Origin of the sequence: Pseudomonas sp. GD03842 (genome assembly GCF_029841165.1) — a bacterium.
Taxonomy (GTDB): Bacteria; Pseudomonadota; Gammaproteobacteria; order Pseudomonadales; family Pseudomonadaceae; genus Aquipseudomonas.
The window spans coordinates 38,319-58,363 of the sequence record NZ_JAOCEA010000024.1; the positions used below are offsets into that span (position 1 = coordinate 38,319).

Genomic DNA, 20,045 nt, shown 5'->3' on the forward strand with positions numbered 1-20,045 from the left:
CTCGAGCAGCCGGGTGACTGGACGTTGGCGGGTTAGCCTCCTCGATGCGGGGCCAAGCACTTGGCCGCTATCGGCGCGTCAGCTTCACGCCCTTTCAATCGCGCGGGTCAATTCGCTGAACAATGCTGAAACCGAGCGCAGCGCCCGGCAATCGGGGCGCGTCAGCAGCCACAGGCCGGTGTCATAACCGTCGAGTGGCTCGCCGATCCGCTGCATGGCACCCGTCTGCAGCATGAAGTCTGGCAGCGCCGCCACGCCCATTCCCGCCTTGACCAACTCCGCCACCGAGAGCATCGAACTGCAGCGATACGCCAGGTTGACGCCGGGCAACTGCTGTCGACGCCAGGCCACGGTGGGGTGATCGGGAAGAAAATCATCAGGGGCGATCCAATCCATGGCCGGGAGTTCGACCTGCCCACTGCGACGCAGGTACGAGGCACTGGCGCAGACGTGATAGGTCACGGTCCGCAAGCGGGTGCCCACCAAGTGCTCGGGCGGCGTGTTGGTCAAGCGCAACGCAATATCCGCATCGCGGCGGCTAAGGTTGGCGAAGGTGCTGGAGGTATTGAGTTCCAGCTTCAGGGCTGGATAGTCCGGCATGAATCGCGTCAGTGCGGGCAACAACAGGTTTTGCAGCACGGCCTCGGTGCAGGTCAGACGGACGGTGCCGCTGACGATCTGTCGGCCCTGTTCGAGGCTGATTCGGGCCAGATCCAGCGCCTGCTCTGCGTGTTCTGCGTGTTGTGCCAACAGCAGTGCGGTGCTGGTTGGCTGGTAGCCCGAGCGGCTTTTTTCGAACAGGGCCGTGCCCACCGCTGCTTCCAGCCGTCGGACCGAGCGGAACACCGTCGAGACGTCCACTTTGAGCAGTTCCGCGGCCTTGGCAAGGCTCTTGCCTCGGACTAATGCGAGGATCAACGCCAGATCGGCCTGGTTGATTTGGTAATGCATGGATGCATTGATCACTTGCTTGAGCGCCCATTCTGCTTGCATGGCGGCAAGCTTATAGTCGCCGCCAGACCCCACGCAAAGTGTTTGGCACTCAAGGAGCAAGGATGAAGCAAAAGCAAGCTGTCCGGATTGCGCTAATTGGCGATTACGACGTGAACGTGGCCGCTCACCAGGCGATTCCCGTCGCGCTGAAGCGTGTCGGCGAAGAGGTCGGCATACCTGTCGAATTTCGCTGGATACCGACCCCGGAGGTGGAGGAGGGCAACGGGTTAGCGGCGTTCGACGGGATCTGGTGCGTTCCGGCAAGCCCCTACCGTGATATGCACGGCGCCTTGACCGCCATTCGTTTCGCGCGCGAAGAGCAGCTGCCTTTTCTGGGGACCTGCGGGGGCTTTCAACACGCGCTGCTCGAGTACGCCCGCCATTGTCTGGGCTGGAGCGACGCCGAGCACGCGGAGACTGCTCCGGATTCCGATCGGGCGATCATTACGCCGCTCAGTTGCTCGCTCGTGGAGGCGTTTGCACCCATTCGTCTGGTGGAGCACACGCGAATTGCCCAAGCCTATGGCTGCGAGTCTATCCATGAGCGCTACCGCTGCCGCTATGGGCTGCGCAAAGATCTGGAAGCCCAGATTTTCGCGGGAGCGTTGAAAGTCTCCGGCTACGATCAGGACGAGGAGATCCGGGCGGTGGAATTGAGCGACCACCCGTTTTTCGTCGCGACCCTGTTCCAGCCCGAGCGCGCTGCGCTGGAAGGGATTACCCCACCCCTCGTCAGAGCCTTCGTATTGGCCTGCGGGGCGCAGCCTCTCAGGGCCTGAACATCGGAGGGCATGGGCCCTACGCGCGCAGACTGAACAGCGCCATCTGTGGAGCATCGCTGATCCAGTGCTGCTCCACTGTCCACCCGGCCTTCGCTGCCAGATCGGTGAATGACTCGACCGTGAACTTGTGTGAGTTCTCGGTATGCAACCGCTCACCGGCGGCAAAATGGAAGCGATGGCCGGCGACTTTCACCACCTGTTCGGACTGGCTCACCAAGTGCATTTCCATGCGCGCCTGAGTAGGGTTCCAGACCGCCTTATGTTCGAACGCATCGAGGTTGAAATCAGCGCCCAGTTCGCGGTTGATGCGCGCCAACAGGTTTTTGTTGAAGCGGGCCGTGACGCCTTCAGCATCGTCATAGGCTGCGACCAGTGTCTGCGGGTCCTTCACCATGTCCACGCCGACGACGAAATGCGCCTGTTCACCCAGCACCTCATGGGCCGAGCGCAGAAATGCTACGGCCTCCTCATGGCTGAAGTTGCCAATGGTCGAGCCGGGGAAAAAACCGACTCGGGTGTGGCCGTTGGCGGCCTCGGGCAGGGTCACCACCCGGGTGAAATCGTCGACCTGCGGAGCCACCTCCAATGACGGGTATTGCTGGCGCAGGGTCTTCGCTGCCTTGTTCAAGGCGGTCGCGCTGATGTCGATCGGCACATAGACGGCGATGTGCGGGGCAGCATCAAGCAGCAATCGGGTCTTATCGCTGGCGCCACTGCCGAATTCCACCAATGCGGCGCCATCGGGGATCGTACTGGCAATTTCACCGACGATGCGCGTGAGCAGCCCCGTCTCGGCACGGGTGGGGTAGTACTCGGCTGTCTTGCAGATCGCTTCGAACAGCTCGGACCCTGCCGCGTCATAGAAGTATTTCGGCGAGAGGGATTTGTGTTCGGCGGACAGCCCGCCAATCACGTCCCGCGCAAATTCGCTGTCATGGGGATTGACGACACCCGGCTGGCGACTGTCTCGGGCCAGGCGCACCCCGGCCACCATCCAGCGTTTGTCGGTCGGGAAGAAATTGCGGTACGTCAGGCGGCAGTGATCGGGGGAGGTCACGCTCGCGCCACCGCGCAGCACCATCTGATTCACCATGAATTTGCCGTTGTATTCGCCCACCGCACCGGCAGACGGCTTGAAGCCGGGATACGCGCTGTAGGCGCTCTGCGTCCACTGCCATGCGACGTCGTCGACCTGTTCCAGCAGGCCTGCCCGGGCGGCGGCTTCCCACTCGGCTTCAGTGGGCAGGCGTGCGTCAGCCCAGGTGGCGAACGCCGCGGCTTCGTAGTAACTGATGTGCGTAACCGGGCCTGCCGGGTCAATGTCTTCGAGGCCTCGAAGGCTCATGCGTTTCCAGCCGGTATCGTCGTGCTGCCAGTACAACGGTGCGTTCCAGCCAAGCTCCTGGATCAACGTCCAGCCCTCGGACAACCAGAGTGCCGCGGTGTGATAGCCGCCGTCGGCGATGAAGCTCAGCCATTCACCGTTGGTCACCAGCCGGTCGCTGATCTCGAAGGGCTGCAGGTACGTGGTGTGGCGCGGCCCCTCATTGTCGAACGCGAACGACGACCCGCTGTGGCCGATCTGGGTCAACCCACCGCTCAACGGTTTGAATTGGCCGCGTCGGCCGCCCGCGTCTTTGGGCCAGTCGGGGCTGTAGGTCGGCTTGAGCGATGACAGACTGAACAGGTGCAGGATATCCATCAATAGCAATTCCTGATGTTGCTGTTCATGGGCCAGGCCCAGCTCGATCAGGCTCACCGCCTCGTCTGACAGGCCGCTCATCAGCAATGTCGCCATGTGCTCGTCGACATGACGGCGATACGCTTTGACTTCATCGACACCCGGGCGAGTCATCAGCCCACGTTGGGGGCGCGGGTGACGCGGCCCTACGGCCTCGTAATAGGAGTTGAAGAGGTAGCCGAAAGTCGGATCGAACACCTTATAGCCTGGCAGGTTCGGCAGCAGCAGAAAGGTTTCGAAGAACCAGGTGGTGTGCGCCAGGTGCCACTTGGCGGGGCTGGCATCAGGCATCGACTGCACCACCATGTCTTCCGCACTGAGAGGCGCGGCCAATTGCTCGGTGTGGTGACGAACGCTCTGATAGCGCTTGCACAGCGGCTCCGTGGCGGGGGTGGCGCGTAGCTGGCGTGAATGACGCATCGGTTCTCTCCGGATTCGTGTAGCCAAAGCGCTTCGAGCGGGGCAGGGATCAGTGCACGTCCAGCGTCACCTTGTCCGGGTAAAACGCTACATAGCCCTCGATGGCCTTGACCGACGGGTAGGCTTGTTCATAGGTCCATACCGCGTTTTCTGCGGATTCGTCGTTGGCCACCAGGCTGAAATAAGAGGCATCGCCTTTGTAAGGGCAATGGGTTCGATGTTCGGTTCTAAGGAAATGTTCAATCGAAATATCCGAGCGGGGCACGTAGATCACCGGTGGATAACTGGCCTCCTTCAGTTCCAGCGCGTTAGCGCTGTGCGCCACCTCAACGCCCTTGAACCGAACGGTGACCTGGCCATTGAGCGGGGAGATGGAAATGGGGTGATCGGGACCTGGAATTTTCATGAAGAGGGCGCCTGTTGATCCGGGCGAAGGCGTCCGCGCACGCGCGGGCACCGAGAAGGATTGAATATAGATGATCGCAATTCGATCACCAGGTTCACTTCCGAGCGCACCAGCGGAACATCAGCCGACGATGGGCAATCTGCCCCTGGGTTAACTAGAATCCCCGCAGTCTCTGTGTCATTGCGCCTGACGCGTTACCCCTGTGCGCATTCGATGAGTAATATCGGCGCGGTCATGGTCCTAGCCTCGCATTCTTCAGGTTCGCTCGATGAACGACAAATACACACCCCATGACTGGGCACCCCATGAGCGGCCGACGATTCCCGGCTCGCCCTCCACACCCTTGCACCCGACCCCCAAACGCTTGGCGTTCGCGATTGTCGGCGTGATCGTGGCCTTGACCGGCGGGTTGGGTAACGCGCTGGTCGTTGCGAACCTCCAATATCTGCAAGGGGCGCTGGGCGCCACACAGGCTGAAATCGCCTGGTTACCCGCGGCTTATGTGATGACCAACGTGTCGATCAACCTGCTGTTGGTGAAGTTTCGTCAGCAATTCGGTTTGCGAGCGTTTACCGAGGGTTTTCTGGTGCTCTACGCACTGGTGACCTTCGCCCATCTGTTCGTTAATGACATCGAATCGGCCGTTGCCGTGCGAGCGGCCCACGGCATGGTGGGGGCTGCGCTCAGCTCGCTGGGGCTGTACTACATGATTCAGGCCTTCCCGCAAAAGTGGCGGATGAAGGCCCTGGTATTGGGGTTGGGGACTGCGCAGTTAGCGACTCCACTGGCGCGGCTGGTGTCGGAAGACCTGCTGCAGATCGCCGAATGGCGGGGGCTGTATCTGTTCGAATTGGGCATGTGCCTGTTGTCGCTGGGCTGCGTGCTGATCCTCAAGTTGCCGCCTGGCGATCGCTTCCGGGCCTTCGAAAAGCTCGACTTTCTGACCTTCGCCTTGCTCGCATCGGGCTTCGCTGCCTTGTGCGCGGCTTTGTCCCTGGGACGCATCGAATGGTGGCTGGAGGAACCGTGGATCGGTTTGGCCCTGGCGTACTCCATCGCGTCGATCCTGGCAGGGCTGTGTATCGAACATAACCGAACCCGGCCCTTGTTGATCACGCGCTGGCTGGGCAGCGGGCGGATGATCCGGTTTGCCCTCGGCGTGCTCCTGACCCGTATCGTGCTGTCCGAACAGTCGACCGGGGCGGTGGGCTTCCTGCAAGGGCTGAACCAAGGGTCCGAGCAACTGCACACCTTGTATCTGTTCATGTTGCTCGGCAGCGTCGCGGGGCTGGCCGTCAGCGCCCTGACGATCAACCCGCAGCACCTGTTCAAACCCCTGATCATCTCGTTGTTGCTGATGGCGGTCGGTTCGATCATGGACAGTTTCTCGACCAGCATCACCCGAGGCCCGCAGATGTATTTCAGCCAGTTCCTGCTGGCATTCGGCGGCACGTTTTTCCTTGGGCCGACACTGGTGCTGGGCATCAGCGGCGTGATCAGCAACCCGCGGAACATGGTCAGCTTTTCAGTGATGTTCGGAATCTCCCAGAACGTCGGTAGCTTGATCGGCTCTGCACTGCTGGGCACTTTTCAAGTCTGGCGCGAGAAGTTCCACTCGGCCCACATCGTCGAGCATGTGACGTTGCTTGACCCCCAGGTGCAGAGTCGCTTGCAGAGTTCCGCAGGTTCTTACCTCTCCACGATCGCCGACCCGTCGGCACGAACGAACCAGGGGATCCGCGCGTTGGCCACTGCCGCCACCCGAGAGGCCAATACGCTGGCGTATAACGATGTGTTCATGTTGATCGCCCTGATCGCGATCGTTACGGCGATCTGGATTACCAGCCGCGCGACATGGCTGTGGATCACCACCGAGCCTGTCGCGCCTTTCACTCCTACTTCCCCGGCAACCTCTTCCGTTCAACCTTCTGGCGCTCAACCTTCATGACTGAACCCGGTAAACCTTCTGCCGATGTCCCCGGCAACCCATCCGCCCCGCAAGCCAACGCGCCCGCACCGGCGGTGATGCCGGCCACCAGTCAACCGCGCTCGAGGCGCATCCGGCTGGTGTCCTCGATCATCTTCGGCAGCATCGCTCTGGCGGGCGTGCTGATCGTGCTGTACGCCTGGCAACTCCCACCGTTCAGCAGCCCCATCGAGAGCACTGAAAACGCGCAGGTGAGGGGGCAGACCACGTTCATCGGGCCGCAATTGAGTGGCTACGTATTCGAAGTGCCCGTGCAGGATTTCCAGTGGGTGAAAGCCGGCGACCTGCTGGTGCGTATCGACGATCGCATCTACCAACAGCACCTGGACCAGGGGCTGGCTCAATTGGGCATTCAGAAAGCTGCACTGGCGAACAACCTGCAGCAGCGTCGCAGCGCCGAAGCCACCATCGTGCAGCGTCAGGCAGCGGTTGTCAGCGCGCAGGCTCAGAGTGAGAAAGCGGCGGCGGACCTGCGCCGCAGTTCGGCCTTGGTCACCGATGGCTCGGTGTCCAAGAGCGAGTTGGACGTGACTCGAGCCGCCGATGCCCAGGCCAGGGCTGCCTTGGCTGAGGCGCGGGCCACGCTGGAAATCGCCCGGCAGGACCTGCAGACGGTGATCGTCAATCGGGGTTCGCTGGAAGCGTCGGTGAAGAACGCCGAAGCGGCCATCGAGCTGGCACGCATTGACCTGAGTAACACGCGCATCGTCGCACCCCGTGACGGTCAGTTGGGGCAGATTGGCACCCGGCTGGGGGCCTACGTCAACTCAGGGGCGCAACTCATGGCCTTGGTGCCGCGTCCGCGCTGGATCATCGCCAATATGAAAGAAACCCAGATGGCCAACGTGCGTCTCGGGCAGCCGGTGAGCTTCACGGTCGATGCGCTGGAGAACCGCAAGATGCGCGGTCGCGTCCAGCGTATTTCCCCGGCCGCTGGCTCTGAATTCAGTCTGCTGACTGCCGACAATGCCACCGGCAACTTCGTCAAGATCGCCCAGCGCATTCCGGTGCGCATCACGGTGGACGACGATCAGGAGGGCGTCGATCGGTTGCGCCCGGGGATGTCCGTGGTGGTCAGCATCGATACCAGCCAGGACGGCCCCGTGCCACCCGATCCGGTGGATGGCACTGTCGATTCGGCGCATTGATGGGAGCGTTTTATCTCTGATGCCCCATCACTCCCGCGCGCCGCGCCTACTGCAGGCCACTCACAGCGGCCGCCCCGGCAGAATCGTTTGCAGGTCTCTGGCCGGGTTGGTCAGCAGCGAACTGATCTTGTCCAGGGTACTGCGTGGACCTGCGCTGCATCTTGCAAAGGTGTTCTTCCGTCCGGGTCAAACCATGCGTTTGACGGTGTTGTCCCGGCGCACGAAGTGGTGCCAGACCGCCGCCACCACATGCAACCCGATGACGTAGTAGAAAATGGTGCCCAGCAATACGTGGTAGTGCTCCAGGTTTTCGGCGGTTTCCTTGGCGATGGCGAACGGGGCCGGAATGCTCAGGGACGTCAGGGGTACAGGCAGGGCGCCGCGCTCCAGAAGGACCGTGAACAACCCCAGCAGGGGCTGCGCGAACAGGAAGGCATACAGCGCGTAGTGCGAAAGGGTTGCGGCCAGACGCAGCGCGCCTTCGAGCGGTGGCGTGATGGCCGGAGGCGAATGTCGGCGCCGTTCCGCGACGCGATAGAACGCCATCACCAACACCACCAGTCCCACCCAAAAGTGACTTTGCACCACGAAGGTCCGGATATCACTGCCACGGGCGAACTGGCTCCGGCTCAGAATCAGGGCATACGCCAATACGATCAACACGGCCATCACCCAGTGCAGCCAGCGGGCTCGGTAGCTGAAACGGTCGCTATTCAAGGGTGTACTCACGGTCACGCTCCTGTTCTTTTTCGATGGGCCCACCCCCGGCAGGGCGGTGCATGATGAACTCGATCACCGCACGGAGACGGTGACTCGAGCCCTCTACCAATTTACGTGTCGCACGGACGAGACGCCATGGGTCCCGTCGCAGCCGCTGCAATTCGCCCTTTGTAACGGTGCTGATCATGCGAAAGCCATTCATCCGGTGGGATATTCCAACTGATTAAATCGATAACGGCTGATTGCACGGATGAAAGCGTGCAGGAAAACAGATCATTAATGGGTGATGTTTCCGGCAGCGCCCTTCATTCGAATTCACGTACCCGGAGAGGCAGGAGAAAACTGCATCGAATTGAATAGATAGTTATAAGAAGTTAATAATAAATAATCTTTAGTGATTAATATTCCATCAAAACGCGTTTGACAGGTAATCCGTATGGATCCATCTTTACTTCCGGATGCTCATTAGCCGCTGTTCAACAGCTTGAAAAAGCTGGCCGTTTGCTCGGTTCGAAGGTCATCTCTTACTTCTCCCGATGGACAGTTGGCAAAGGACTCGTGTCATGGACGTCCCCGAATTCGCTCGCCTGCTTAAACAGAAAAATCCAGAGTCCGAAGTGTGGTGGGATGCTTCGCCGGTTGCCTGTGAAGCATTCAAGACCCGGATGAAACTCAAATACCCGACGGCCCTTGAATACATCGATTGCTTGATGCCCTCTCACTTCCGTTTGAGCCCGTGGGGCCTGAGTGGGGCCACGACCAATCCCGGCCTGGTGAGTCAGGAGGTCTTGCGGACCCCCGACGTCTGGCGGCATTTCATCCAAGCCCACCCCGGTGGCCCCTATAACGACGAAGCTCAAGTGAGCCGCACGCTCTATGACCAAGTGATCATCGACGGCGCGCAAGTGCTGCAGCCCTTGTGGCAGCGCTCCAACGGCGGGCAAGGCTGGTTGTCGGCACAAGTGGAGGGAGGGGATCGTCTGGATGTTTCTGCACTCGTCGCCCGAGGTCTGCAACTGGCCAGGCTTGCGCCCAATATCATGGTCAAGGTACCTGGAAGCGAGGAGGGTTATCGAGCGATCGAGGCTTTGGTCGCCAAAGGCTGCTCGATCAACAACACGCTGTGTTTCACCGTGTCCCAGGCGGCCGCCTGCCTCAAGGCGATTCATGCGGGACGCTTGCGCGCTGAGGTGGACGGCGTCGACACCCGGCGCGCACGGTACGTCATCAGTTTCATGATAGGGCGGCTGGGTGCCGAAGCCGAATTCGAGCGGCAGGCACGTCACCGTCGCCTGCGTCTGACGCCGGTTGACAGGCGCTGGGCGGAGTTGGCGATTTACCAGGCCATTCAGGCGCTGATGCGGCGCTGGCAAACCCCCGCACGCGTGTTGCTGTGCAGCCTGAAGGTGGATACCGATCGGCGAGGGCGAGAGCATTGCTGGCATCTGCAGCGCACAGGGGCGGACACCACGCTGTACACCTTGACCCCTGAAATCATCGAATTCCTCATCCGGCGTTACCAGATCGACCGTGCCGTCACGCCGGCGACGGAATGGGTGCAGGTGCCCAGGCGAGTGATGAACAGGCTCATCGCCCTTCCGTATTTCAACCAGGCGTATTTCGAGGGTGATCTGCCGCCAGCCCGATTCAGGCAGCATCCTGCGTTCATCACGGCAGCAGCCAACGCGCGTCAGGGTCATGAACGGCTCGTGGCGTTCGTCAGGGCGAGCCGAGCGGTGGAAAACGTTTGCCCTGCGAGCGTCCAACGGCCGTTGGAGCGCGCGTCATGAATCGCATGATCGCCCTCTGGGCTCATCCCCGCTCGCGTTCGACCGTGCTGGAGCGCGTGTTCATCGAGCGCGGTGATTTTGAAGTCTTCCACGAACCCTTCGCCCACGTGGCGTTCAACGAACAGTCGGCGATCCCCCATGACGATCTCGACTGCGGCTTGCCCACCACCTATGAGGGCGTTCGCGAACTGCTGCGCAGCGCGAGGCAGAGGCGAAACGTATTTCACAAGGACATGTGTTACCACTGCCTGGACGAGTTGAAAGCCGATGGGCAGTTCCTACTGGAACACCAGCATGTGTTCATTATCCGAGAGCCGGCTCGGGCCATCGTTTCGCATTTTCAGGTATTCGCCGAGATGCCCTTGCATGCCGTGGGCCATCAGGCGCTGTACGAGATCTTCTGTCGCGTCACCAAGCTGACCGGGAAAATTCCCTATGTCATCGATGGAGACGATCTGGCAAGACGCCCCGATGAGACGGTACGCAAGCTGTGCGATCACTTGCAGTTGGAGTTTCTGCCCCACGCGATGCGCTGGGAGATCGCTTGCCCCGATCAGTGGAAAGCCTGGCGCCGCTGGCACAAGGAAGCCGAGCAGAGCACGCATATCAGGGCGGGCGCCGAGCGGCTCGATGACGACCTGCTGACCGCCCACCCTCATCTGATGGCCTATTACCAAGTCCATCGCCCCTTCTACGAGCGCATGAATCAATTCGTGCAGCAGGGCCACCCATGAGAAAAATCGTGATTACCGGTGCTGCAAACGGCATCGGCAGGGCAACGACCCTCGCCTGCATCGAGGCCGGGTATTTCGTGATTGCCGCCGACAAGGATCGGCATGGGCTACGGGCCTTGCAGGACGTTGCCGCGCCCAATCGCCTGGAAACCCATCTGGTGGATTTTTCGCGTGCGGAGGTCTACCGCCACTTCATCGGTAACCTTTACAAACACCACAGTACGCTGCACGGGTTGGTCAACAACGCCGGCCTGTATCACGGCAAAAGCGTGTATGACTACGACGATCAGGAGATCGAGGAAATCTGGACGGTGAACCTCAAGTCGCTGGTGTACCTGTCGAAAGATTTCGCCCTGCATGAGTCGCAGGCCCTGCATACGCGCAGCATTATCAACATCACGTCGGTGGCGGGGGAGGTGGGCAGCATGGACGCGCTCTACGGCGCCACCAAGGCCGGGGTGATCGGGCTGACGAAGGCCAACGCCTGGAATTTCGCGCCGCGCGTGCGGGTCAACGCCGTGTCGCCCGCATTGGTGCGCAACACGTCCATTTACCATCGGATCCCCCCGCACCGTTGTGAAGAATACCAACGACAGGAAATCATCGAAGACCCGCTCAAGCCCGAAGGCGTAGCCGACGTGATCATGTTCTTGCTTTCTGACCAGAGTCGGCACCTGACTGGAAAAGTCATACCCGTGGACAATGGTGCTTACCCCCGCTAACCCGGGGTTGAGCAGGACAGAGGCGACAGGGAGAACTGTCATGCAACGCAAGAAGCTGCTTATCGTCGGCGGTGGGAATCTGTGCCTGCAGATTCTGCAAATACTGCTGCCACGCAATCAATTCGAGTTCCACCTTGCCAGTCGCAACCTCGAGCAGGTTACGCGTCTGGGTAACCTGGTGCGCCTGGGCGCGTTGCAGCTCGACGTGTCGGCGCACATCGAGTGTTGGGAAATGGACCTGGTGGAAGGTTGGATCGATCGCAACGCTCAGACCTTGGCGCGCATCAAGCCCGACATCATCGTCAACTGCGCCTCCCTGCAATCCTGGCGCATCATTACGCAGTTGCCTAAGGCGACATTCGAGGCGCTCGATCAGGCGCAACTGGGGCCTTGGTTACCCATGCACCTGGCCCCGGCCTACGCCCTGATGCGTTCGGTCAAACAGGCCTGTCCCAAAGCGTTGGTGGTCAACGCGGCCTTTCCTGATGCGGTCAACCCGGTGCTTTACAAAGTGGGAATGGCGCCGGATGTCGGGGTCGGCAACATTGCCAATCTGGTGCCCGCCACCCGCAGCGCCATTGCTCGCCTGGCCCGCTGTGAACCGACGCGGGTGTACGTGAAACTGGTGGGCCAGCATTTTTTCAGCCACGCGGTGCCCCGGCAGGGGTTGCCGTCAGCGGCCAACTTCAATCTCTGCTGCTGGATAGACGGACGTGAGCGCAGTGAAGAATTCGCTCCGCATGAGGTGTTCGCCCTCGTCGCCGATCGGTTCCGGCGGCTCGGCGGTGTCGATGGACAGTACCTGACGGCCATGTCGGCAGTGTCGGTGATCGAGAATCTGTTTTCCGAACAAGAAGTCCACGTGCATGCGCCAGCCCCCCACGGTTTGCCGGGCGGTTATCCGGTGAAGGTCGGCATGGGGCAAATCCTGCTCGGTTTGCCCTACGGCCTGCGCCGTGAGGAAGCCATTTCCATCAACGAAGCCGGCCAGCGCCAGGATGGTATCCAGGCCATCCTCGCCGATGGCACGGTTGTCTTCGGTCGTGAGCAGATGAACGTCATGGAAGAGTTGCTCGGTTACTTCATGCCTGACATGAAGGTTCAGGATGCGGCGGCGTGTGCGGCAGAACTGGGCCGCAAATATCATCTTTTTGCCGACCGGGCTCGCCAACAGGGAGTGAGTCATCATGGAAACGAAGAGCGTTCGTCTGCCCGTCGCTGTGGCTGATGGGCTGGATCAGGATTACGCCCGGCAATACCACGAGGATTTCGTCAAGCGATGGGACGAACTGATTGACTGGAACAAGCGGGCGCAGGGCGAAGGGGCATTTTTCATCGAGCGGCTTTTGCGCGATGGCGCTTGCCGTGTGTTCGATGCGTCGACAGGGAGCGGTTTCCATGCCGCCCAACTCTGTGCTGCCGGTTTCGACGTCGTGGCGTGTGACGGCAGCCCGACAATGGTCCGATGCGCCGACGCCAACTTCAAACGCCGGGGCCTGAATATTCCCCTGCATTGCTACGACTGGCGCGAACTCGATCCCCGATTGTTGGGAACCTTCGACGCGGTGCTGTGCCTGGGCAGCTCGTTCTGTCACCTCTTCGACGGCGGCGAACGTATCGACGTCTTGCGTCAGTTCCGGCAGTTGCTCAAACCGGGCGGCACGCTGCTGATCGATCAGCGTAATTTTCAAGCCATCCTGGCCGGACACTTCTCGTCCTCCGGTCGCTATTACTACTGCGGCAAGGGCGTCAGCGTGAGCCTGGGCGAATTGAACCCTTCACTGTGCGAGTTCGTGTACACCTTTGCCGACGGTGCCTGTTATCGCCTTCGTGTGTTTCCCATCCTGCCCAGCCAGTTGCGCCAGGAGTTGGCAGCGGCAGGGTTTTCGGTGACCGGCAGTTGGGGGGACTTCGCCTCCGTGTACGACCCACTGCGCGCCGATTTCATCATCCATCAGGCCACGCCTGCGTGAGCCGGATTCAAGGAAGAGATGTCATGAACACACAAAGCTGTCTTTCAGCGGCTTCGGGCACCGTGTTCGCCTACGATTTCACTCATGCCCATGCTCAGGTGCCTTATCCATCCGCACGGGTGATCTGGCTGACGGGGCTGTCGGCGGCCGGCAAGTCGACGATTGCCGACGGCTTGATTGCACGGCTTCGCGGACGCGGGTTGAGAAGCTGTGTCCTGGACGGCGATTCGGTGCGAGGCGGGTTGTGCCGTGATCTGGGGTTTTCCCCGCACGACCGGGACGAGAACGTCCGACGCGTCGCGGAAGTGGCTGCACTGATGGCCGATACGGGGATGACGGTGGTGGTGGCGTTGATTTCACCGACCCGCGCTGCTCGCCACCATGCCCGCTCGATCGTCGGGAACGAACGTTTCGTTGAAGTGTTCGTCGATGTGCCTCTGGCCGTGGCTGAAGCCCGTGACCCGAAAGGGCTCTATCGGCGGGCCCGACGGGGCGAAATTCCGGCGTTTACCGGTGTTGATTCGATTTATGAGCCGCCGGTGTGTCCGGAACTTCATATCCACAACGATCGCGTCCCGGTGGCGGAGGCGGTCGAAAAAATCGACGTCTGGTTACGGCAGGCGGGGGCCACTTAGGGCGCTGAGCTTGCGTGCTGTTCCGATCGACGATTCAGTCGTCAGAAATACGCTCGCGGTGGCGCGTCTCTGTCATCATTGCTCGATCGGTCAGCACTGGAGGGCGAGCGATGTCTATCGGTCAATTGAAGATCAACGCCATCCGCCTGGTGGGAGGCCTGGGTGTACTCGATTTTCTGAACACCTGCGACGGCCGCCGACCAGGAACCTCATTGCCGGAAGTGGTCGATAAGCTGTCCAGCCTCGAAGACGTCGTGCACTGGTTTTTTCACGCGGGGCTGATTGACCATCAGGAGCATGAACAACTCATTCAGCAGGTGCGGGCGGCGTCCTGGCAGGCGCTGCCAGTGTTCAGGCAGTTGATCGACTTTCGAGAGTCGTTGTACCGCCTACTGCTGCCTGTGGCGCTTGGGCAATCGGTGGATCACTCCGCGCTGGACACATTGAACGCGGTGCTGGCCAGCTCGGCCGGCCAACGCAGCCTGGTGCCGACACCTGAGGGGGTCGTTTGGCGCTGGCATCCCATGGATTCGCTCGAGGCCTTGGCCCAGGGGTTCATCGGGAGACTGGCGGTGCAGGCGGCGGCGTTGCTGACGTCCGATGATCTTCTGCGATTGAAGGCATGCGCCACACCGGATTGTGATTGGCTCTTTCTGGACACTTCGAAAAACGGCCGTCGACGATGGTGCCAGATGAATGTCTGTGGTGCCAAGGAGAAGGCAAAGCGAGCTGCGGGTCACGCTTGAATGTGCGTTGTCTGACTCACGGTCAAACCTGTCCGTTGCCCTCGTCCGTGATAGGCGATCGCCCCCGCTGCAACCGAACGCGCCGAATGGTCTGGCAATCTGCGTCCGATGACCGCGCAATCGGCACGCAAAAAAAATCCCCGCAGCCGAAGACTGCGAGGATTTTGCGTCTGCCTCAGATGTACTGCGCGCCAGTGGCCGGGCTCAATTGCGGAACATGGCACCCGTCTGCACGATGTTGTTCGAGCCCAGCAATTGACTCACGTAACGGCTCCACCGCGTGATGTTGGCCGGGCCGACGAACACCACGTCTTGCGCCGCCAGCTCGAAACCCTTGGCCAGCGCATAACTGGTCGGTTTCTTGGCATTGAGATGGTAAACGGTGGCTGAGTGGGTCGCGTCCTGCGCACGAATCACATACACCGCTTCCCCGTCGGCTGCGTCAGGGCTCAGGCCGCCGGATGTCCCCAGGGCCTCAAGCAGGGTCACGCTGGTGGTGCTGAACGAGATCACCTGTGGGCGCTGAACCTCGCCCAGCACATAGATCTTGTTCTTCGAGTTGCTGTTCAGGTGCAGGTAGTCGCCGTCCTTGAGGAAGATCTTGCTCAGCTGCGAGTCCTTGCGGTTGAGCGAATCGACGTCGATCACATAATCCTTCCCGTCTCGCCGCAGGGTCAGCCCCGCAAGGTTGGCATCGGTCAGATCAAGCCCTGCCTGGCTGATGGCCTGAACCAGGCTCAACGGAATGTTGGTGATCGGCTGCGGGCCAGGGGTCTTGAACGCACCGGACAACAGCACCCGTTGACTGTTGTAGCGCAGCACTTTGACGTCGACCTTGACCTCGGTGTACTGCGGCAGCAAGCCCATGCGCAGTTGCTCGCGGATTTGCGAAACCGTCTTGCCCGCCGCCTGAATGCGACCGACGTACGGGAAGAAGACCGTGCCGTCGTTCAGCACTTCACGGCTGTTGGCGTCCAGTTGTTCCTGGGAGCCGGGAGCCGTCAGTTCCGGGTGCTCGAACACGGTGACCAACAGTGTGTCGCCTGGGCCTACCACATACTCAGGCGTCTTGTACGTCAGCAACTCGGGCGGCAAGGGCTTGGCGGCCGCTGCGGCCGCCTTCTGCTGCTGGGCCAGAGTCGTGGGCGTGATGTTGACCAGCGTGACCGCCGGACCGTCCGGATCCTTCTCGGTGACATCGCTGAGAGACATGTACTGACCTGGGGCGAATGCGCAGCCTTGCAGAACCAGACTGGAAAGCAGCACTACCGCGAACGTTACTTTCATTTGAGTGTTCCTTCTTAATCCTAAAAGGTGCGTACTGGCACCGCAGTGATTTCGTTGCATCCCTTACCCACACCGAACATCGGATTACTGTCGCTCATACCCCCATGCACCTCCCGCCGTGCGCAGCTGCGCGGCTCCGTTGTTTTTGTTGTGTTGACAGATTGTGTTTCCGGCAGTCCTAGAAGGCGTTTTTGTTGACGAACCCTTTGAAGAGCGTCAGCAGGATGATTTTCATGTCCAGCCAGACCGACCAGTGCTCGATGTACTGCAGGTCGAATTCCACGCGTTTCTGCATCTTGTCCAGCGTGTCGGTTTCGCCACGCCAGCCGTTGATCTGCGCCCAGCCAGTGATGCCCGGCTTGACCTTGTGACGCAGCATGTAGCCCGACACCTGTTTGCGGTACTGCTCGTTGTGCGCCACGGCATGGGGGCGCGGGCCGACGATGGACATCTCACCGCGCAGCACGTTGAAGAATTGCGGCAACTCGTCCAGCGAGGTCCGCCGCAAAAACGCGCCCAGCGGCGTGATGCGGCTGTCGTTGCGGGTGGCCTGTTTCACCACGTCCCCATTTTCCTGAACGCTCATGCTGCGGAATTTCCAGACCATGATCGGCCGGCCGTCCAGCCCATAGCGACGCTGGCGAAACAGCACCGGGCCGGGCGAGGTCAACTTGATCGCCACTGCGATCACCATCAGCGGCAGTGCGATCATGCTCAGGATCACGCTGGACAAGACAATGTCTTCGATGCGCTTGACCACGCTCCAGGCGCCGTCCATGGGCGAGTCGAAAATGCTGATGCTCGGCAAGCCGTTGATGCTTTCGCTGCGGGCATGCAACAACTCGAACATGAACACATCCGGGATCACATACACCGAGGCCGTGGTGTCGCTCAGGCCCTTAATCAGGTCTTGGAGCCGGGCCTGTGCGCCCAGGGTCAGGGTGATGTAAACCTTGTCGATCTTGCCCTCGCGGGCGTCTTCGATCAGGGCCTCCAAATCACCCAACACCGGAATGCGCCGCCCGATGCGCGCCAGGTCCATCTGCTCAGGCTGTTCGTCATAAAAGCCCAGCAGGTTCAGGCCCATCCACGGCGCGCTTTCGATCGACATCGCCAGGCGCTCGCCACAATGGCCTGTGCCCACGATGGCGACGCGACGAGTGTTGAAACCCCGGCTGCGCAGGGTGTGCAGCACGCTGCGAATCGCCAGGCGGTAGCCGCACAGCGCGACCAGCACGGTGGCGAACCAGGCCATCTGGCTGTTGTTGGCCAAGTCGGCAGGCTGCAGCAGCAGGTAGTCGACGAACATCAGCAGGACGAAGGCCAGGCCCCAGTAGTTCGCGACTTTCAGCAACTCGCGCAGGATCCGTTCGCCCCGCCACGAGCCGTACAGTTGGTGGTATTCGGCGAGCCAGTGAAACGCCACGGCGGCGAGCAGGATCTGCATCCAGGCTTCGGTGCTCATCGGCAACCCGGCAAGGGCGTTCACGCCGTAGCCGCCGATGACGATCACCGCCAGATCCAGCAAGCGATGGGCAACCGACAATGACGATTGATGAGCATGCAAGATGCCGCGAAGAGGTGTACGCATGGTAGGTGCTCGCTCAGACAGATTTGATCGGAACAACGCGGGCGGTAAGTTCGTTGGCGGCCAGCACAGACGGCACCGTGATCGGCCTCGGTTGTGCGAGGTGCCGCGCCTGACGGGTGACCAGCAGGCGCTGCTCGACGAACTGGCGAATTTCCAGTTCGAAACGAGCCTCGCTGAAGCGCTCGGCGTTGGCGCGGCAGGCCTGGGCCGTGATGCGCGCATGCTCCGCTTCGAAGGTCTCGATGGCCGCGATCAGCGAGGCGGCGGTCTGCTCCGGGTAAAACACCCCGGTGGGCTGCGGATGGTCCAAACCGCAGACGGTTTCCAGCACGCCGCCCTTGCCGAAGGCGATCACAGGCGTCCCGCAGGCCTGTGCCTCCACCGGGCTGATGCCGAAATCTTCCTCGGCAGCGAACACGAACCCCTTGGCGTTGCGCATGTGTTCCTGCAACACCGCGAACGGCTGGTAGCCCAGCAGTTCGATGTTTGGCGCCTGGGCCGCCGCGGCTTTGGCCTTGTCCATTTCAGGCCCATCGCCGACCACCACCAGTCGCTTGTCGGGCATGGCCGCGAATGCCTCGATGATCATGGGCAGGCGCTTGTAGGGGACCATGCGCGAGGCCGTGAAGTAGTAGTCCTGTTTCTGCTCCTGCAATGCGAACCCGCGGGTGTCGACAGGCGGATAGATCACGGTCGATTCGCGGCGATACGACTTGGTGATCCGCGCGCCGATGAAGTGCGAGTTGGCGATGAACTCATCGACCCCGGCAGACGTGCGCTGGTCCCACATGCGCATGTAGTGCAGGATCATCCGCGCCACTTTGCCCTTGAGCCCCCCACTCAGGTTGGCTTCCTTGAGGTATTGATGCTGCAGGTCCCAGGCATAGCGGATGGGCGAATGCACATAACTGATGTGCAACTGGTCCGGGCCGCACAACACACCCTTGGCCACTGCGTGGCTGCTGCTGATGATCAGGTCGTAACCGGACAGGTCCAGTTGCTCGATGGCCATCGGCATCAGCGGCAGATAGCGCTGGTATTTGGTTTTTGCCTTGGGCAGGCGCTGGATAAAGGTGGTGGTCGCCACCTTTCCGCCCAACTGCGCGCGGTCCTGATCGCTGAGGAAGTCGATGACGGAAAACAGATCCGCCTCGGGCCATATCTTGATGAGCGACGCCAATACCCGTTCGGCACCGGCGTACGTCACCAGCCAGTCGTGGACGATTGCGATTTTCATTGGAGTTCTCTGCTGTCACGGCTCGGATGGCCCTGCGAAACGAGCGAAGCTCGCCAGGGCTGGAGCGATTGTGTTTGCGCAGGCCGACTTCAAGCGTTGACTGGCTGCGTCCGTGCTTTGCGATTGTTCAAGCGTTTGCCGAGCTGAATGAACGGCGATTCGACGAAGTGAAAACTCAGGTGCGAGGCGCCCAGTGTCAGCAGCGTGGCGAACAGCGCGATGCCCAGCCCCGATGCCCCTGTGTTGTTCAGCAGCCACTCGGCGAGCATGCCCATCGAGGGGTGCAGCAGGTACAGCGAATAACTCACTGCGCCCAGCCAGACCAGCGCCGGGTGATCCAGACGCACGCTGCGGGTCAGCACCAGGAAACTGCTGATGGCCACCGCGTAGGTGAAGCAGTAGCGTCCCCAGGTCTCACCGTTGCCCATGTCTTTGCTGTAGGCCATGAACAGCGTTGGCGGCAGCACGACAGTGAAGGCGATCAGCAGCGTTTTGAGGTTGCGGGTCAACTCATTGCTGTGTTCGGCCAGCAACCACTGGCGCCAGACCGAGCCGAAAAACATCAGCGACAGGGCCAACGGCAGGGCCACCGGCAATTTCCGTTCGGTCAGGGCGCGCATTACGCCCATCGCCAACGCCATCACGAGAAACGCCAGTGAGCAGCGTGTGCGAAAGGTTTGGTCGTATAGCTTGCCGCCGAGGAACAGCGCCAGGCAAAGGGCGTAGAACACCAGTTCGATGAACAGCGTCCAGTACAGGCCGATGACATCGTCGAATCCCAACGCAGCCTGCACCATGGTCAGGTTGGCCGCGATCTGGGCGAGCGAGGGCAGTGGGGCGGCGGTCAGCTTGAGGATGACGATGAACACCAGCAGTGACAGCCAGTAGGCCGGGTACAACCTCATGAATCGCGACACCAGAAACCGCTGGGCACCGTCGGGACCAGGCTTGAGGCTGTAGGGAATCACCACGCCGCTGATCATGAAGAACCACAGCACCCCCAGCTTGCCGGGATCGATCAGGTAATCGAACACCCAGACATGCCCGACCACCGGTAGATACAGGTGGGTGAAGACCACCATCAGCGCAGCGATGCCGCGCAGCGCGTCGAGATAAGCCAAACGTTTCATGGG

18 protein-coding genes are annotated in these 20,045 nt (G+C 61.0%); 10 read left to right on the top strand and 8 right to left on the bottom strand.

The window, feature by feature from the left end:
• Positions 1 to 84: 84 nt before the first annotated feature.
• Positions 85 to 993: a LysR family transcriptional regulator gene (locus N5D61_RS24995; protein WP_279894586.1), complete on the bottom strand. Its 909-nt coding sequence runs from the start codon at positions 991 to 993 to the stop codon at positions 85 to 87.
• Positions 994 to 1,055: 62 nt separating this feature from the next.
• Here N5D61_RS24995 and N5D61_RS25000 point away from each other — a divergent pair, with 62 nt between their 5' ends.
• Positions 1,056 to 1,772 carry a CTP synthase gene (locus N5D61_RS25000; RefSeq protein ID WP_279894587.1) on the top strand — a complete coding sequence of 239 codons (717 nt, stop codon included), beginning with the start codon at positions 1,056 to 1,058 and terminating at the stop codon, positions 1,770 to 1,772.
• Between the two features lie 19 nt (positions 1,773 to 1,791).
• Here N5D61_RS25000 and egtB read toward each other — a convergent pair whose 3' ends face one another.
• Complete coding sequence (gene egtB, locus N5D61_RS25005; RefSeq protein ID WP_279894588.1) at positions 1,792 to 3,936, bottom strand: ergothioneine biosynthesis protein EgtB; 2,145 nt, start codon at positions 3,934 to 3,936, stop codon at positions 1,792 to 1,794.
• A gap of 49 nt (positions 3,937 to 3,985) precedes the next feature.
• Positions 3,986 to 4,342: a DUF427 domain-containing protein gene (locus N5D61_RS25010; RefSeq protein WP_279894589.1), complete on the bottom strand. Its 357-nt coding sequence runs from the start codon at positions 4,340 to 4,342 to the stop codon at positions 3,986 to 3,988.
• Between the two features lie 268 nt (positions 4,343 to 4,610).
• Here N5D61_RS25010 and N5D61_RS25015 point away from each other — a divergent pair, with 268 nt between their 5' ends.
• Positions 4,611 to 6,290, top strand: a complete 1,680-nt coding sequence (locus N5D61_RS25015; RefSeq protein ID WP_279894590.1) for an MFS transporter — start codon at positions 4,611 to 4,613, stop codon at positions 6,288 to 6,290.
• Positions 6,287 to 7,477 carry an HlyD family secretion protein gene (locus tag N5D61_RS25020; protein ID WP_279894591.1) on the top strand — a complete coding sequence of 397 codons (1,191 nt, stop codon included), beginning with the start codon at positions 6,287 to 6,289 and terminating at the stop codon, positions 7,475 to 7,477. Before N5D61_RS25015 ends, N5D61_RS25020 begins: the two co-directional genes overlap by 4 nt.
• A 186-nt stretch (positions 7,478 to 7,663) precedes the next feature.
• Here N5D61_RS25020 and N5D61_RS25025 read toward each other — a convergent pair whose 3' ends face one another.
• The gene (locus N5D61_RS25025) at positions 7,664 to 8,206 is read right to left on the bottom strand and encodes a cytochrome b (protein ID WP_279894592.1); all 543 of its coding nucleotides are present in this window, start codon (positions 8,204 to 8,206) and stop codon (positions 7,664 to 7,666) included.
• Between the two features lie 554 nt (positions 8,207 to 8,760).
• Between N5D61_RS25025 and N5D61_RS25030 the strand changes: the two genes are divergently transcribed.
• The 7 genes from N5D61_RS25030 to N5D61_RS25060 all read left to right on the top strand — a co-directional run bounded on the left by N5D61_RS25030 (position 8,761) and on the right by N5D61_RS25060 (position 14,797).
• The gene (locus tag N5D61_RS25030) at positions 8,761 to 9,987 is read left to right on the top strand and encodes a transaldolase family protein (RefSeq protein ID WP_279894593.1); all 1,227 of its coding nucleotides are present in this window, start codon (positions 8,761 to 8,763) and stop codon (positions 9,985 to 9,987) included.
• A complete protein-coding gene (locus tag N5D61_RS25035; RefSeq protein WP_279894594.1) occupies positions 9,984 to 10,721 on the top strand; it encodes a sulfotransferase family protein in 738 nt (245 codons plus the stop codon). The genes N5D61_RS25030 and N5D61_RS25035 overlap by 4 nt, the downstream gene beginning before the upstream one ends.
• Complete coding sequence (locus N5D61_RS25040; protein ID WP_108237072.1) at positions 10,718 to 11,443, top strand: SDR family oxidoreductase; 726 nt, start codon at positions 10,718 to 10,720, stop codon at positions 11,441 to 11,443. The genes N5D61_RS25035 and N5D61_RS25040 overlap by 4 nt, the downstream gene beginning before the upstream one ends.
• A 40-nt stretch (positions 11,444 to 11,483) precedes the next feature.
• Positions 11,484 to 12,671 (top strand): hypothetical protein, encoded by a 1,188-nt coding sequence (locus N5D61_RS25045; protein WP_279894595.1) that lies wholly within the window; start codon positions 11,484 to 11,486, stop codon positions 12,669 to 12,671.
• A complete protein-coding gene (locus tag N5D61_RS25050) occupies positions 12,631 to 13,416 on the top strand; it encodes a class I SAM-dependent methyltransferase (RefSeq protein WP_279894596.1) in 786 nt (261 codons plus the stop codon). Before N5D61_RS25045 ends, N5D61_RS25050 begins: the two co-directional genes overlap by 41 nt.
• Positions 13,417 to 13,439: 23 nt before the next feature.
• Complete coding sequence (gene cysC / locus N5D61_RS25055) at positions 13,440 to 14,051, top strand: adenylyl-sulfate kinase (RefSeq protein ID WP_279894597.1); 612 nt, start codon at positions 13,440 to 13,442, stop codon at positions 14,049 to 14,051.
• A 110-nt stretch (positions 14,052 to 14,161) separates the two neighbouring features.
• A complete protein-coding gene (locus N5D61_RS25060) occupies positions 14,162 to 14,797 on the top strand; it encodes an ABATE domain-containing protein (protein ID WP_279894598.1) in 636 nt (211 codons plus the stop codon).
• A 204-nt stretch (positions 14,798 to 15,001) separates the two neighbouring features.
• Here the strand turns inward: N5D61_RS25060 and N5D61_RS25065 are convergent, their stop codons facing one another.
• The 4 genes from N5D61_RS25065 to N5D61_RS25080 form a co-directional block, all read right to left on the bottom strand.
• Entirely contained in the window at positions 15,002 to 16,084 is a 1,083-nt protein-coding gene (locus tag N5D61_RS25065; protein ID WP_108237068.1) for a polysaccharide biosynthesis/export family protein, read from the bottom strand.
• Positions 16,085 to 16,262: 178 nt separating this feature from the next.
• Positions 16,263 to 17,675 carry an undecaprenyl-phosphate glucose phosphotransferase gene (locus tag N5D61_RS25070; RefSeq protein WP_279894599.1) on the bottom strand — a complete coding sequence of 471 codons (1,413 nt, stop codon included), beginning with the start codon at positions 17,673 to 17,675 and terminating at the stop codon, positions 16,263 to 16,265.
• 13 nt (positions 17,676 to 17,688) lie between these two features.
• Complete coding sequence (locus N5D61_RS25075) at positions 17,689 to 18,912, bottom strand: glycosyltransferase family 4 protein (protein WP_279894600.1); 1,224 nt, start codon at positions 18,910 to 18,912, stop codon at positions 17,689 to 17,691.
• 89 nt (positions 18,913 to 19,001) lie between these two features.
• Entirely contained in the window at positions 19,002 to 20,042 is a 1,041-nt protein-coding gene (locus N5D61_RS25080; RefSeq protein ID WP_279894601.1) for an acyltransferase, read from the bottom strand.
• Between the last annotated feature and the right edge of the window lie 3 nt (positions 20,043 to 20,045).

Bases quoted from the DNA above. Each gene is read 5' to 3' on its own strand.
- N5D61_RS25075 (WP_279894600.1), bottom strand. From the start codon at position 18,912: ATGAAAATCGCAATCGTCCACGACTGGCTGGTGACGTACGCCGGTGCC.
- N5D61_RS25050 (WP_279894596.1), top strand. From the start codon at position 12,631: ATGGAAACGAAGAGCGTTCGTCTGCCCGTCGCTGTGGCTGATGGGCTG.
- N5D61_RS25035 (WP_279894594.1), top strand. From the start codon at position 9,984: ATGAATCGCATGATCGCCCTCTGGGCTCATCCCCGCTCGCGTTCGACC.
- N5D61_RS25065 (WP_108237068.1), bottom strand. From the start codon at position 16,084: ATGAAAGTAACGTTCGCGGTAGTGCTGCTTTCCAGTCTGGTTCTGCAA.
- N5D61_RS25015 (WP_279894590.1), top strand. From the start codon at position 4,611: ATGAACGACAAATACACACCCCATGACTGGGCACCCCATGAGCGGCCG.
- egtB (WP_279894588.1), bottom strand. From the start codon at position 3,936: ATGCGTCATTCACGCCAGCTACGCGCCACCCCCGCCACGGAGCCGCTG.
- N5D61_RS25045 (WP_279894595.1), top strand. From the start codon at position 11,484: ATGCAACGCAAGAAGCTGCTTATCGTCGGCGGTGGGAATCTGTGCCTG.
- N5D61_RS24995 (WP_279894586.1), bottom strand. From the start codon at position 993: ATGCAAGCAGAATGGGCGCTCAAGCAAGTGATCAATGCATCCATGCAT.
- cysC (WP_279894597.1), top strand. From the start codon at position 13,440: ATGAACACACAAAGCTGTCTTTCAGCGGCTTCGGGCACCGTGTTCGCC.
- N5D61_RS25080 (WP_279894601.1), bottom strand. From the start codon at position 20,042: ATGAAACGTTTGGCTTATCTCGACGCGCTGCGCGGCATCGCTGCGCTG.
- N5D61_RS25060 (WP_279894598.1), top strand. From the start codon at position 14,162: ATGTCTATCGGTCAATTGAAGATCAACGCCATCCGCCTGGTGGGAGGC.
- N5D61_RS25000 (WP_279894587.1), top strand. From the start codon at position 1,056: ATGAAGCAAAAGCAAGCTGTCCGGATTGCGCTAATTGGCGATTACGAC.
- N5D61_RS25010 (WP_279894589.1), bottom strand. From the start codon at position 4,342: ATGAAAATTCCAGGTCCCGATCACCCCATTTCCATCTCCCCGCTCAAT.
- N5D61_RS25070 (WP_279894599.1), bottom strand. From the start codon at position 17,675: ATGCGTACACCTCTTCGCGGCATCTTGCATGCTCATCAATCGTCATTG.
- N5D61_RS25020 (WP_279894591.1), top strand. From the start codon at position 6,287: ATGACTGAACCCGGTAAACCTTCTGCCGATGTCCCCGGCAACCCATCC.
- N5D61_RS25030 (WP_279894593.1), top strand. From the start codon at position 8,761: ATGGACGTCCCCGAATTCGCTCGCCTGCTTAAACAGAAAAATCCAGAG.
- N5D61_RS25040 (WP_108237072.1), top strand. From the start codon at position 10,718: ATGAGAAAAATCGTGATTACCGGTGCTGCAAACGGCATCGGCAGGGCA.